The organism is Pseudoflavonifractor intestinihominis (assembly GCF_040096055.1).
In the GTDB taxonomy this organism is placed as follows: domain Bacteria; phylum Bacillota; class Clostridia; order Oscillospirales; family Oscillospiraceae; genus Pseudoflavonifractor; species Pseudoflavonifractor intestinihominis.
On sequence record NZ_JBBMFK010000024.1, the window covers coordinates 1 to 13,049 of the forward strand.

Annotated in this window: 12 protein-coding genes; 1 reads left to right on the forward strand and 11 read right to left on the reverse strand. The window is 40.5% G+C overall.

Annotation, left to right across the window (positions count from 1 at the left end):
• Positions 1-344 precede the first annotated feature (344 nt).
• A complete protein-coding gene (locus WMO64_RS12995) occupies positions 345-587 on the reverse strand; it encodes a helix-turn-helix domain-containing protein (RefSeq protein WP_349232236.1) in 243 nt (80 codons plus the stop codon).
• A gap of 115 nt (positions 588-702) precedes the next feature.
• On the opposite strand from WMO64_RS12995, the gene WMO64_RS13000 reads away from it, so the two are divergent.
• Positions 703-1,185, forward strand: a complete 483-nt coding sequence (locus WMO64_RS13000) for a hypothetical protein (protein WP_349232237.1) — start codon at positions 703-705, stop codon at positions 1,183-1,185.
• 148 nt (positions 1,186-1,333) lie between these two features.
• Here WMO64_RS13000 and WMO64_RS13005 read toward each other — a convergent pair whose 3' ends face one another.
• The 10 genes from WMO64_RS13005 to WMO64_RS13050 form a co-directional block, all read right to left on the reverse strand.
• Positions 1,334-1,624: a helix-turn-helix domain-containing protein gene (locus WMO64_RS13005; protein ID WP_349232238.1), complete on the reverse strand. Its 291-nt coding sequence runs from the start codon at positions 1,622-1,624 to the stop codon at positions 1,334-1,336.
• Between the two features lie 840 nt (positions 1,625-2,464).
• Complete coding sequence (locus tag WMO64_RS13010; protein WP_349232239.1) at positions 2,465-3,136, reverse strand: LexA family protein; 672 nt, start codon at positions 3,134-3,136, stop codon at positions 2,465-2,467.
• 113 nt (positions 3,137-3,249) lie between these two features.
• Positions 3,250-5,223 (reverse strand): DUF262 domain-containing protein, encoded by a 1,974-nt coding sequence (locus tag WMO64_RS13015; protein ID WP_349232240.1) that lies wholly within the window; start codon positions 5,221-5,223, stop codon positions 3,250-3,252.
• A 63-nt stretch (positions 5,224-5,286) separates the two neighbouring features.
• Positions 5,287-6,267: a helix-turn-helix transcriptional regulator gene (locus WMO64_RS13020; protein ID WP_349232241.1), complete on the reverse strand. Its 981-nt coding sequence runs from the start codon at positions 6,265-6,267 to the stop codon at positions 5,287-5,289.
• Between the two features lie 40 nt (positions 6,268-6,307).
• Entirely contained in the window at positions 6,308-7,027 is a 720-nt protein-coding gene (locus WMO64_RS13025) for a hypothetical protein (protein WP_349232242.1), read from the reverse strand.
• Positions 7,027-8,052 carry a hypothetical protein gene (locus WMO64_RS13030; protein WP_349232243.1) on the reverse strand — a complete coding sequence of 342 codons (1,026 nt, stop codon included), beginning with the start codon at positions 8,050-8,052 and terminating at the stop codon, positions 7,027-7,029. Before WMO64_RS13030 ends, WMO64_RS13025 begins: the two co-directional genes overlap by 1 nt.
• 129 nt (positions 8,053-8,181) lie before the next feature.
• Positions 8,182-8,736, reverse strand: a complete 555-nt coding sequence (locus WMO64_RS13035) for a hypothetical protein (RefSeq protein WP_349232244.1) — start codon at positions 8,734-8,736, stop codon at positions 8,182-8,184.
• Position 8,737: 1 nt separating this feature from the next.
• Positions 8,738-10,738, reverse strand: coding sequence for an AAA family ATPase (locus WMO64_RS13040; RefSeq protein WP_349232245.1), 2,001 nt, complete (start codon positions 10,736-10,738; stop codon positions 8,738-8,740).
• Complete coding sequence (locus WMO64_RS13045) at positions 10,735-10,890, reverse strand: hypothetical protein (RefSeq protein ID WP_349232246.1); 156 nt, start codon at positions 10,888-10,890, stop codon at positions 10,735-10,737. Before WMO64_RS13045 ends, WMO64_RS13040 begins: the two co-directional genes overlap by 4 nt.
• On the reverse strand, positions 10,868-13,048 hold the full coding sequence (locus tag WMO64_RS13050) for a DEAD/DEAH box helicase family protein (protein WP_349232247.1): 2,181 nt from the start codon (positions 13,046-13,048) through the stop codon (positions 10,868-10,870). The genes WMO64_RS13045 and WMO64_RS13050 overlap by 23 nt, the downstream gene beginning before the upstream one ends.
• Position 13,049: the final 1 nt, after the last annotated feature.

Sequence of the window (13,049 nt, forward strand, 5' to 3'; positions counted from 1 at the left end):
TGCGATGGTTTTTCATGAGGCGTTGAAAGCCTGTTTGTCAAGGTTCACGCCCTCGCTACTTATTTTCGTAGCAAGGTTCATGAGAAGGAGTTTCTTGGCTCCTTACATGTTCAAGTTTATCGCAGATGGCTGGATATCTTTAGGTACCGACAGTACGGGTTGCCCGCCCTAGTTGTACGGATTTGCAGGCTTATACAGTTTGTGAGAATGGCCATAGCCCGATTTTTTCAAAATCGTAGAAGGCACAAAAAAGGACCACCGACAAATCGGTGATCCTGTAAAGTAAAGGAAGCCTGACCGCTATGAATGCGGTCAGGCTTTTCTGGACTCCTGTGGAGAAGAATCTATTTGATTTCCGGCTCAAGCGAGTCAAACTCCGGCGTAGAGAAGAATTCGCCTACCGTGATCCCCAAGCCGTCACAGATCATTTTGATCGTAATCACCTTGGGGTTTTGGCTTTTCCCATAGAGAATGTTCTTTATGCTTGAAGGCGGCAAGGCTGATAAGGTAGCGAGCTTATTAATGGTTATGCCTTGTTCACCGCAAAGACCCAGAATACGGTTCCTAATAGCTGTCACCATGTCCATACCTTTGCACTCACCTCCAGTTTCTATTTTTAGAATACTGGGTTTAGCTATACAAAGTAGGCTACACATACTACTATTAGGCTATGGGTAGACTAATTTAGAAGGAGGTGTTACATTGGGAAAATGCTGCACCTTCTTTGGCCATCGGCAGAGCCCCGATTCCTTGCGCCCTGTGTTGAAACAATGTCTGGAAGATTTAATTCTTAACCACGGCGTCACCACGTTTTATGTGGGGAACCAGGGCTCTTTTGACGGTATGGCTCATTCTGTCCTTCGCGAGCTTGCGGAGCAGTATGCAAACATCTCTTACGCGGTTGTGTTGGCTTATTTGCCGCCCCAACAGAAGGATGAATTGGCACGGAACCAGAATTACTCTGATAGCATGTACCCGGAAGGAATAGAAACCGTACCCAAGCGCTTTGCCATCGACTGGAGAAACCGCTGGATGCTTAAACGAGCCGACTATGTGATAACATACGTTACGCACTCCTGGGGCGGTGCCGCCAAGTTTGCCGAGAAAGCAGTCAAATCAGGTAAACAGGTAATCAATCTTAAACCTGCAGATAATAAAACGCAGTCTTGCGGAGGGCATTCATGAGCAGCCATATCTTCCGCATCGCTCATTTCATCACTCAAAACAAAACACAATTTGAGCGATGCCGCCCATTGAGGATAGCAAAATATGGACATGGCCTTATAGCCGGATCGCCTCTATCGCGCTTTTAGAACCTTGTCATTCGGATCTGTTACATGCTCTTCGCAATTTCCGTCAGCTGCGTTATCACATCCAGCAGCTTGGTCCGGCTGTCGACCCTGTCATGGTTTTTCCCCATAAGCAGATAATCCGTGCTCACATGAAAGTAACAGGCCATGGCTACGATCAGATCGATGGACGGTTTTCTCTTGCCGCGTTCCATCTTGCTGAGATGCTCCAGACTGATGTTCAACGCTTCGGACATTTCCTCCTGGGTCATGCCCCGTGCCTTGCGGAGCGCACTTAAACGGGCTGCAAATTCGGTCACGTCAAAATAGAACATACTGTTTTCCTTTCCGCCTGCAGCGGAAGAGCAAAGGATACCATTGCTCACAGTACGTTCCTGACCGTATTCCCCAAAAATGGCGCATAAAGGGAAGGGTACCCATACTGCTCTTTCTGAAAATCAGAAAGGTTGCAATATATGTATCCTAAGCCCTTAATGCATGTCAGGCTTTCAATATTTTGTTTTTCGAAAGCCTTGCCGGAATAAAAAAAGACTGCCGGCAAGGCAGAGATCCCATCGCTATGGGTATCCCGTCTTGTCGGCAGCCTCTCATGTATGTTTGGTTTAACTGACCGATCGTTCCAGCATATGACCTGGAAATGGATTTACGCAGCCTGTTTCATCTCGACCATTCCGTCGGTATGCCAATCTCATTCAATTGTCAAATGCGCTCTTGTCCCCGTGGTGCATAGAGGTCGATACGATCATGTCTGCGTCCCATTGTTTTGCGAATCATAACAGATCCGCACTTCTCGCAGGTCATTCGTGTTGTACCATCTTTGCTTTCATAGCCGTTTACCAGGTGGCGGCAGTTGGGGCAGTAGATCTGCTTTAAGCGCCATGAAGTCTGTTCGTATTGCAAGGATATGGCCCCCTTCTGAAAACGCGGATATCAATCGGCGGGTGCGTTCTGGGCCTGCGGCTTTCGGATTACGAATACCGGGGTCAGCTTTTGGGCCTGTGCCTTCCAACGAGATCTCGTCGTAGTTCCACAGGCTTCGCACTCCATCCAGCCATCCGTCTCTTCCAGCAACAGGCTGCAATTGACCGCACCGCAAATCGGACAAATTACATCGTATGTATTCATAACCCTTTGTCACCTCCAATACAAATCGGTTACAATGCCTTGATCACATGCTTGGCTACACCTTGAATAATCAACTGCCTTACGAGAATTTTTTTGTCCGGATACTTTGATTGATTCCGATATTCAAGAACGGCTTTCTTGGTATCCATATCAATGCCGCCAAATACTTTTAGCGTGCTTTCATTGTCCTCGGTAAGAGCGACTACAATGTCGCCAGCTTCAGCAGTGCAATCCGTTCTGACAACAACCAGGTCCCCGTCATTGATGCCCGCATCGACCATAGAATCACCGGATGCCTCCAGAATATAAAACTTGCCCTTCCCAAACAGGGAAATCGGAAGACTTATATATTTCTGGACATTTTCCTCCTCAGTCTGCGCGGAACCGCAGGGAATGGAACCCAAAAGAGGGCAGGGCGCAGAATCGGGAGCAAATTTCTTGATCATCGGAGTACGGATGGTACGGGATTTTCCATCGTATTCAATCATTCCGCGCGCATCCATTTCCACCAGGTAGCGATAAGCGGTTGTTCTGGGAATACCAACTCCCTGGGCAATCTCTCCTGCAGAGGGGGTGGTGTGTTTGTCGCAGAAATACTGATCCACATAGAAAATGATACGATCCATCACTTCTGTGCTCATGACTCTCATGGCATTAATTCCTTTCATCAATAATGGAACAACTTGTTCCGTTAAGCTCATTATAAAACCCCTTGATCTGAGAATCAAGGGGTGATTTGTATAATGGAACACAGGTGCCCAGAATATTGGGCACAAATAGGAATTTAAGAGAGAACTCGGGATCAAAAAGATCTTTACGATAACGAAAATATGTCTTCAGTGTATACTTTGATCGCATTAAGGTATGAAACAAACTCAGTTTTGAAAGCGCCCTCATAGTAATTAGTTAGTAACTCTTGTGCACTTTCTATCGAAACACATGCATCAAGTTCTTCAGGCGAAGGACAACTAATAAATGAATCTTTAGCCAATTTATAATTTCGCTTACTGATAGGATCAACAAGCACACATGCATCCGGATGGCTCTCCATATACTTGTCGATAATTCTAATTTTATCCCCGATACAAGCGTTTCCAAGCAGTCCATTTATATCTTCGTTAATTATCAGATAATTTGATAAATATGAAATCCAGCCCCTTAGCTCAGGACTGTATTCATATTTTATCGTATTTCCATGGTATTTTGCGGTCACAGAGTAACTCTGATTAATCAGAAAATGCTCTGCATTATGATCCAAACTACTGCAAAAACGATTATACTTTTTCTCGTCGAATTTGAGGCTTGTCCCACTTCTTACATAAGAATATGCAACAGCAGCCACTCGTTTGGCAAGATACTCACCACTAGTAGCTGTCGCTTTGCCTTTATATTGCACTTCTCTACCATATTGTATTTTTTTATGAAACTGATTTTTAACCGAAGTTGCTGATCGTTTCAAGGCATCCTTCCATTTTTCTTTCATTACGATTGAAGAATAAGATGCTCTTGACTTAGCATTAGGATTCCCTGCCGAAAAGCATGTTGCCAAAAAATTAATATCGTAAATGAGTTTGTAATCATCTTTTGTTGAACTTATATCACAAATAACATCCAGATAATATTTCATCAACAATAGTCTAGGGACAACATCCGAGCTTCTCACAATTGAATTTACAATGAAAAAGATATTGGATTTTGTATCAAAGTCCAGTTTGTTTCCGTTTGGATTGGTATTTATATATGCCAAAAAGGCTTCATCTGGATGAGTCTTGCTTTTTAACGTAACATCAATAAACTTTTGAAAAGCAAGTAAGCAAGAGAGCATGTTCTGATAGAAACTGGTGTCTGTTATAAGAACCTCAATATCTGTTCCTTTGAGATATTTTTTCCCAGTTGGTAATATCACCTCCGATTGTAATCGAAGATCATCTGAAATCTTCTTGACTTTATATCCTAACCCCTTGTTTACGCGACAGAGTATATAATGCAAAAACATTACTTCTTTAGGATAATAAAATTCAGTCATTACCTTTTCTTGAGCCTGAATTTGAATCCAAGCTGTAGTTGCTTTATCGAATCGCTCTCTAAACGCATATGCCTTCAATATATCTATGTAATCTAGGCTTTCACTTTTGTTGTTAATATCAATAAAATAATCTACACATAGTCTTCTAGACGAATTTTTTTGTGGGTTTACTTTTGTAATAAGTAAGTTTATCTCGCTATCTAAAAGGTTCTCCAATAAATTAGAACGGGTGTCCGGCGGCAAATTGTCAACATATGTGCATATACACATCCACAGTTGGGAAAGCTTTTCTCGTTGATTTAAGACATCCTGTTCAATATATAAATCCTTTACAACTGGATCCTCAATTCTATCTATCTGAAAATCCATTTCCAATTCTTTGGCAAAATTGGGGAACGTATTGTTTTGTAATTTGCATAGGGGAATGACATCTAGATACTTTTTTAGTCTTTCAAGAATCATTAGAATTACAGTTATTCTTTGCTGACCGTCCATTATCTCATAAAGATTCTTTTGAGCGGTACTTAGCAGAATATTCCCCAAAAATTTGCTGTTATTCAAAACATCATCCAAAAGGGTCTGGACGTTTTGGCGCTTCCAGCGTATCTCTCTCTGATATCCAGGAATGATGTACTCTCTATCCTTTATTAATTCCCACTTTTGAACGGAACTGTCATCTACATAATCAACATAGCCCATCGCGGAGGCTTTGTTTTCCATTAGTATTTTTATAGTGATAATCCCACTAATTGTTTCGCTCATATTCTACCCCAACATTTTCTCTATACAGCTGGAAAATATAATAGATTTATTAACGCCCGCCGGTCATACTTGTGTTAATGCATCTTGAAGCCTTTGTACATATTCTTCTTTTATGTTGTCCGGCGATAAAATCTTTATTTTTCCATGAAATCCAAATACCCAACGATAAAAGGTAGTGCTCGTACATACAGCGACTTTTGCCTTGAAATGTTCTGAATCAATAGCTTCCGTTTCAATATCAACTCCAAAGTTATCTATCAGATATTTCATAACAGACACGTGGCAATATAGATGTACTAAAACTGGCTCATCGGTATCATACATCCGAAAAACATATTTACTGTATTCAGCAGGAGTATATCCTTCAGGAGGCATTATGGCAATCTGGTTAAGAATCTTTGGCTGTTCAGCAATCCGATCTAATCGGAAATTTCGCATTTCTTGACGCTCGTCACAAAATCCGCGCATATAATAGTAATCACCATCCCAGATTAATGTGTAGGGACTAACTGTGTATGGCTTACCATCGTTTGTGATATATCGCTTCTTTAGCACGTCATAATCTGTGTAATAAAAGGAAATCTTTCTTTTGGTATCAATCGCCTCATTGATTGCGTCTACTATATAGTAACCTTGCTCGTTTTCCGACTTTACACGACCAGTAGTATAAATGTGTCGACGAAGCTTTGCAGCATTCTGTGAGTTGGTCAAAGTAAGGAGCTTCGCTATCAACTCGTCGCTCTTTCGCTGCGTGATGAACTTAGAAGAAGAAATCGCATCGACAAGGATTTTTAGCTCCGGCAGCTCATAAATGTGGCCATCATAGTAGTATTTGTTCTGTGTGGATTCGTAGTGTTCAATATGAAGGCCACACTCATTAAGCATAGCCAGGTCGTCGCTAATGGTATTGCGTGACACATTAAGGTTGTACTCTTCCTTAAGAATTTTTATTAGTTCAGCTGTTGAAAGCGTATGCGCTTCGTCGGTATGCCGTACTAAATGCTGATATAAATATAAAATTCTAAGTTTAGTGCAATTTTCCATATGGTAATCCTCACTATTGAAAACTAGCAAATAGATCCGATTAGCTCAAAGGCGCATAATATCCTTCAAGGATTTTTTCACAACTCATTTCAATAAATGCCTTCGTTTCCGCATCAATTTTTTGCCATATTGGTTTTGCAACTGTCAAAACTGATGTCTGACGGTCAAAGCTAATGAACTGTTTGTTTTCGAAAACAGTAATAGGATACCTAATAATTGTTCTTGCCGCATGCTGTCGGTCATTTTGAAATTTTACAAAAGAACTATCGGCTTTTTCTATTACGAGGCCCGCAGCTTGTCGCTTTTCATAAAAATCCAAAAAGAAATCTACAAGATCACTTAGTGCTATTTCTCCATTTTCTGATGCATTCTCCATAATAGCCATAACCAAGACAGGTTTATATGAGTAATTGACTCTCATATGAGTTATTTCATGCATAAAATTGTCAAAAAGTGTTGTTTTTCCACTATTTAGGTCCGACAAAAACGCCTCAACAACTTTTGGGGAAAATAGTGGGACAACTTTATCCGCAACTAAGTTACCATTTTTGATTGCGCTAAGAATGTCTTCTACTTCAACATTATATTTTTGTGAGATTTGAGACGCAGTCAAACAATCAGATTCCTTTGGAAGATCCGAAGATATTTGTTTGCGTGCGGAACCTCTTTTTAAAAGCGCTTCCAATAGCGAAATCGGGTCTCCGAAATCACTTTCATCCAAATCGTCAATTGTAATATCAAGGAATGAATTAGTACCCATTATATACCTCGCTGTCGTTTTAACATTTTCATAAGAGCAATAGGATCATCTAGCATGCTAAAAGCATTCATATCATCTTCACTTACTGCTGTGGGATGCGAATTAGTGGAATGCGTATTTTCAAAATCTATGGCCCTATTCTCTTCGTGTGCTTTTTGCGCTTCAAAAAGTAATTCCAACGGATTGATTCTATTTGCGACAATAAATCTTAATTCTTCCATGCAGTCTTGAACGTCGTTCAAAAACTCTTCTTTGTCAAATCGCGGTTTTGGTTTTGCAGATATGTCTTGATGATAATCTATCATACGAGAAAAACCGAAGTTGCGATAATCCTCCAAAGCATCCGAATCATAGTCATATGTAAATCCAGACTTATAGATATCCTCATCTTCTTTTTCCGATAGAGAATAGCAATCGGGTATGGATAAAATTGAGCCAACTACCCCGGAGTAGTAATCGTAAAAATTAGATGAATCATTTCTAAACAAAAATGTATCGTACAATGCATCCCAGTTAATCTCAGGAGATATTATCGGTGATATCACGCAATCCATACCAACAGCACTGCTTTTAATACAAGAACATCCCAGAAACAACCCTTTTTCATAAGCAAAGAGAAACACATTAAAACCCGCAAACGCTTTGTTAAATATCTTCATTAAGGCAATTGCGTCTTTTAATGGCTCAGTACTATCTTGTATGTTGAGAGCAAGTGTTTTGCACTTTACCATTTTGTTTATTGATGATAAACGATAACTGCAAAATACAATTTGTTGATCGAATTTCTCAATGACTCCTCGTTCGTATGCGGTATATACCTCATTTGGATTGCCTTGGGTATAAATCATTCGTTCCAGAGAATGCTCTTCTCGTACAGCTTTTTCAGGCCAGAACCAACAGTTTTGCAAGAAAGCACAGGCATAATCCAAGGAATAACCATTCATCAAATCTTGAAATATGTCATCCAATTCACCTGAGTTATATGCTTGTACTCCCATGGCATCATACATAATAAAAGCCATCATGAGAAATGACCTTCATTACTGCTCCTTCCCACAAAATGTTAGCAAAAGTAATCAGCTACGGTATAAGTGGATATGTGCTATGAATGTGTACCTAACTACTACAACGTATTCATCGTTTAATATTTCGCTCTATTTGTTCAATATCTGGTTGATTGCCGATTCGAGTGCCTCACCATCTTGAGACTCGTAAAACTCTTTAGCAAATTGGTACATCTTTAACAAATATGCATCTCGATCGAGGCATTCATCAACAAATTGTTCATGTAGAACTTCAAGTCCACCAAGGAAATAAGCATTATATATTGCCATATTTTCAGCAATAAATTTCCGATCCTCCTCTGTCTTTTCGGAAAAATTGAAGGCACGATAGATTCTGCGATCAGGATCAGGCTCAGACTCTTCATCCAAGAGCATAATGATCTGATAGACAAATTTCAATTCGGCGCTTCGTTTCGTGATGATTGCTGCTAGCATGCCTGCTTCACCCGGAACAGAATTATCTATTTTTCCTTTTCTGTTATAGTGGTAGCCGATTATCGGGCAGGTGATATAGGCATCAATGTAGGCCTTGAAAATTTTAAAATTTGCATGCTGATCTCTGTCTGGAACATTACCTGCCAATTCACATAAATCTTTCCAATAGTTTGCATGTTTTCCTGTTATCTTAAAGTCATTATTGAACATTTCAAACCTCCGCCGGAACGATATGTGTGCTGGTGTCAATTTCATGACCTTCAGCATCTAGGTCTTTTGCTATTACATAACTCCTACCAACAAAAGGCGCCAAATCATTTGCCGCATATCCCCAATCCTTCTGCATTACTGCCATAATGACCTGATTTGCAGTTTGCGGCAAAATTTTGCAAATGTTATCAATGTGGATTTCATCGACATTTGAGAAGGGGGCATCCATTACAAGCGGATACACTTGTCCCAGTTGCATTTCTTGATCATCCAGAATTTTGTCCTTTGCCATAGAAACAAGGCTTGCAATAAATGCAAAACTCTTAACGGCTTTTAGACCGTCAGATTCCTCTGTCTTAATATCACTGTAACGAACCCGGTATTTGTCATCGATAATGATGGAGCGTTCTCCATGATACATGCGAGAGAAATTGTCATTTACTCGCTGTTGTAACTGGGAACGAACAGTGCTTTCTTTTTCCTGATACGTTCTATTTAACCACTCATAGACAGCCTCAGAATATGCAATCATTCGATATATCCGCTCATTCTTCTTGCTGTTTTTTGCGTACTTAGATATGGTATCTTCGCAATTTCTAATGTTTTCTTTGCAACGTCCAATGCTCTGCGTTGCCTGATCATAATCACTCTTTGCCTCTATGTAGTGCGCATGAGCATCCTTTCGCTTCGCTTCAATAGCTCTGGCATCCGTATCATCAATAATGATTCCGGCTTGCGCATCGTAATCATCCTGAAGCAATCCTAAAGTTCGTTGGATGGAACGAATTTCTTTATATCTACTCTCCAAAGTGGTCAAAAAGCTCTCGCTTCCCGCCATATATCCTTCTGTTTTGTTTTTGTAATTCATTACTACAGCGCCAATATGCTCTGGAGGAAGTTTTCTCCTTTCGTCCATTACGCGTTGATAGGGGAGTGTATTTGGATCCAAGTGAGTCCCGCAAATGCAATAGCCTCGATTTAGCAAATAATCAATTGAATCCTGATCCATTCCCGGAACACATTCTGTACTATCTTTTACAGATTCGAGGAGATCCATAGTTTTCTTAAGAGCTGGCATGCCAAAGAAGACAAAGGGGCGAGTGTTAAACGCGTCCACCATTGCCTTGACTGCATTTTCCAAGCGTTGTTTCTCAGAAGCAATAGTCCTTTCGAGGCGATCTCGTTCAGCTTTTGCTTTTTTAACCTGCTCAACATCGCTCTTTGCTAACTCAGCGCTGTGTTCTTTTTCTTTATCATTCCAATACTGCATCTGCTGATCAGCGTTTGTTCTATCTTGTTCATACTGGGCCAATTGAATCTTATATGTCTCAATAGCATCTTTGGCCCGCTGCGCATTAGCATCACCAGATGTATCAATGCTTCCCTGAAAACTCTTTAATACTTTCCCAAGGTGGTCCCTGGCGTTTTCTAAAACATCAAGTCTCATTAAACCGCGCACAGCTTTTGACAAATCAGTTCTATTGGCGATGCTTGAAATTCTTTCACCGCCAAAGAAAAAATAATCGGACAAATCCCTTGGCAATACACGATCCATGGATTCTGTTATATTGGATCTGTCGATTGGAGTCTTTGTTTGTCCGTCGCTTTGCAGATACTCTAGGGTAAGCTTTTCCTCGGGCTTTTTGTTTAAAGAAACCTCAACAGTACCATCGCTTACGGCCTTGCGTTCACTACATACATATTTAAACGAACGGCGGAGAGTATATTCTCTGTTATCGTGGGTGAAATTAACGGAAACCCATGTCTCCTGGACATCGCCCACATTCATGTTCGCCCTAACGTCGCTGTTAAGCAAAACTGGATCCTCAAATCCATTCTTGCCGTACAAACACCACTCAAATGCGCGGACTATAGTTGTTTTACCTGAAGTGTTGATACCAATTAGAACGGTGACGTTTTTGTCTGGATCAGTTGAGAAATCTACAGATTGATGGCCAATATATTGCCGGAAATTGTACATTTCCAGTCTATTAATAATCATCGCTTGTCCACCTCCGCAATGATAAGCTTTTTAATTTTCTCTTCCATAGCTGGATTCGACTCTTTTTTTACAATATTATCGGTTTCCATCTGGAGTATTCTTAGCTTAATAGTGTTTAACTTCTTTTCATCAAGCTCCAAATTCGTCTGCATCAAAATTGTCCCCCCCATCATCATCTGCTATGTTGTAAACAAATTCAATGTCGTTAATAAGTTCGTCAGCATCTCTAGCGTTTAGAGCAATACGGCCAAACTCCTTAATTCTGTTAAGCTCTCTTTTGGCCAAAGCACGCCCACATGTATAGTCGCTTCCAAAAGGATCAACTTCATCAAGAGGTTTTATTAACGTGACAAAATCATATATAACCGCATAAGGCTTATTAGGCGCAAGCCTTAATACACGACCTCGTCTTTGAATGTATTCTTTAGGGTTGGTTGTGCTAGCCAATATAAACGCAGTCTTAATACTCGGAATATTTACGCCTTCATCCAAGCACTTAATTGCTACTATTGCTTGATATGGGTCTGCGTCAGCAAATCGTCGCTTTATTACTTCTCTCTCGGCAGCAGATTCGCTGGAGGTAAAATGAGTAACCTTCATTTTCAACTCATTACCTAACAACTTGGATACAGCAACAATTTGACGTTCGCCTTCCTCATCGGAATCAGAGGTATCTTGACTATAGTCGGAGATTTTTGTTGCTCCACAATAAACCAACATATGTGTGTCATTCTGATATGGTTTAATTGTTTTCTTTAATGCATCAATTTTCTGTTTGGCTCCAGCGATAATTCGAGATCTGGCGAGCAATAACATCTTGCCTCGTTCGGTTACCTTCAGCTCTCCTGATTTTGTAACATGGCATTCCTTGGAAATCTTGTAAGACAGATCTTTGTATCGTTCTAGTTCATCATCTTCTAGATAAACAACGACTGGATAATAATAGTACGGTGTGAGTTTTCCTTCTCTGATGGCCCGCTCTAGCCCATATTCAATGCATTTTTTTCCAAAATAGTCAATTAATAAGCGAGTCCCTTGAGGATCTCCATGTCTTTCCAAAGTTGCTGATAACGCCAATCTAAATGTGAATTTTGGATTGAGTTTTAAACTAAGATTGAGAGAACCAAAGTTGTGGGCCTCATCTACAATCAATAATGTATCTTTACCAAGTCTATCTAACAACTTTTGCACGAAAGCTGAAGAATAGGTTGCATTAGTTGTCACAAAGCAAAACGTATCAATTATTCCCAGTTCAAAATCTAAAACGTCATTTCCGAGTCGTTGCTTCCAATCCTTTTGAGGAGATGCCGAATAGCCAATTGTCGGGCGCATATTAAACTTAACTATATCTTCTACCCACTGATCAACAAGATGCTGATAAGGAGCCACAATTATCACTGCTAATCGTTTGTTAAGTTCGAACGCTCTTACCACGGCTCCAAGGCCAGTATACGTTTTGCCAGTGCCTGTTGCCATATCAAAAATTCCGCGCATTCCATTTTTTATCCAAGCGGAGATGGCGTCATTCTGGTACTCATGTAACGAGACTCCTTTGGGTATAGCGGGTACGCCCGCAACTACTGGGCTTAATTCATATGCATCTTCTTCTTCAAAATGGTCATTGCCATGATCTGAAAGACGATATTTTTCGTATGGAACCAGCTTATCCCTTACCACTTTTGGAAACTCTAATACTGTGATGTTTTCCTCGCGACTAGCCCAAAGAGAATCAAAGTCATTCTCTAAGTCACGAACTCTTTGTTTATCTTCTTGAACAAGAGAATTAAAGACTACTATGGATTCATAATTGTTATGAAAGGCATTGATGGTTTCATTCATGGACCCCGTAAATGCGATTAAATTTCCGTTCCCATCATAAATCACACCTATTTTTTCGTGGTACATTCCTGTCGTTTTATGCGGAGGCGTAAATGCAACTTTTATTTCCAAGACACCATTTGCAATTAATTGCGATAACCAGCCTAAGCGTTCCTTGTCAGAATCACTTTGGGGTTCTTTTATTTCTCGCACAAGAGCACTTTCTATAATTGCGCGGGCTTCATAACCCTTCTGGATTGCTTCAATATCTTCCTCGGAGAGCAGCGGAGAGACAATAAATCGAATCTTTCCTCCGTTTTTAACTAACCCAGCAATGCCTTTTGACAATTCGATAAGGGCAGTAGATGAGAAGAAGCCTACCGCGCGCTTATACAAGACGGACTCTTTCAAAACGGGAAGGTAAAACTCTTGTACAATATCATTTTTGTTGGTTTTATATCCTCGCAAGATGGTTAGATGTTCATATCCCATT

Bases quoted from the DNA above. Each gene is read 5' to 3' on its own strand.
- WMO64_RS13025 (WP_349232242.1), bottom strand. From the start codon at position 7,027: ATGGGTACTAATTCATTCCTTGATATTACAATTGACGATTTGGATGAA.
- WMO64_RS13005 (WP_349232238.1), bottom strand. From the start codon at position 1,624: ATGTTCTATTTTGACGTGACCGAATTTGCAGCCCGTTTAAGTGCGCTC.
- WMO64_RS13045 (WP_349232246.1), bottom strand. From the start codon at position 10,890: ATGCAGACGAATTTGGAGCTTGATGAAAAGAAGTTAAACACTATTAAG.
- WMO64_RS13050 (WP_349232247.1), bottom strand. From the start codon at position 13,048: ATGGGATATGAACATCTAACCATCTTGCGAGGATATAAAACCAACAAA.
- WMO64_RS13010 (WP_349232239.1), bottom strand. From the start codon at position 3,136: ATGAGCTTAACGGAACAAGTTGTTCCATTATTGATGAAAGGAATTAAT.
- WMO64_RS13040 (WP_349232245.1), bottom strand. From the start codon at position 10,738: ATGATTATTAATAGACTGGAAATGTACAATTTCCGGCAATATATTGGC.
- WMO64_RS13030 (WP_349232243.1), bottom strand. From the start codon at position 8,052: ATGATGGCTTTTATTATGTATGATGCCATGGGAGTACAAGCATATAAC.
- WMO64_RS13020 (WP_349232241.1), bottom strand. From the start codon at position 6,267: ATGGAAAATTGCACTAAACTTAGAATTTTATATTTATATCAGCATTTA.
- WMO64_RS13035 (WP_349232244.1), bottom strand. From the start codon at position 8,736: ATGTTCAATAATGACTTTAAGATAACAGGAAAACATGCAAACTATTGG.
- WMO64_RS13015 (WP_349232240.1), bottom strand. From the start codon at position 5,223: ATGAGCGAAACAATTAGTGGGATTATCACTATAAAAATACTAATGGAA.
- WMO64_RS12995 (WP_349232236.1), bottom strand. From the start codon at position 587: ATGGACATGGTGACAGCTATTAGGAACCGTATTCTGGGTCTTTGCGGT.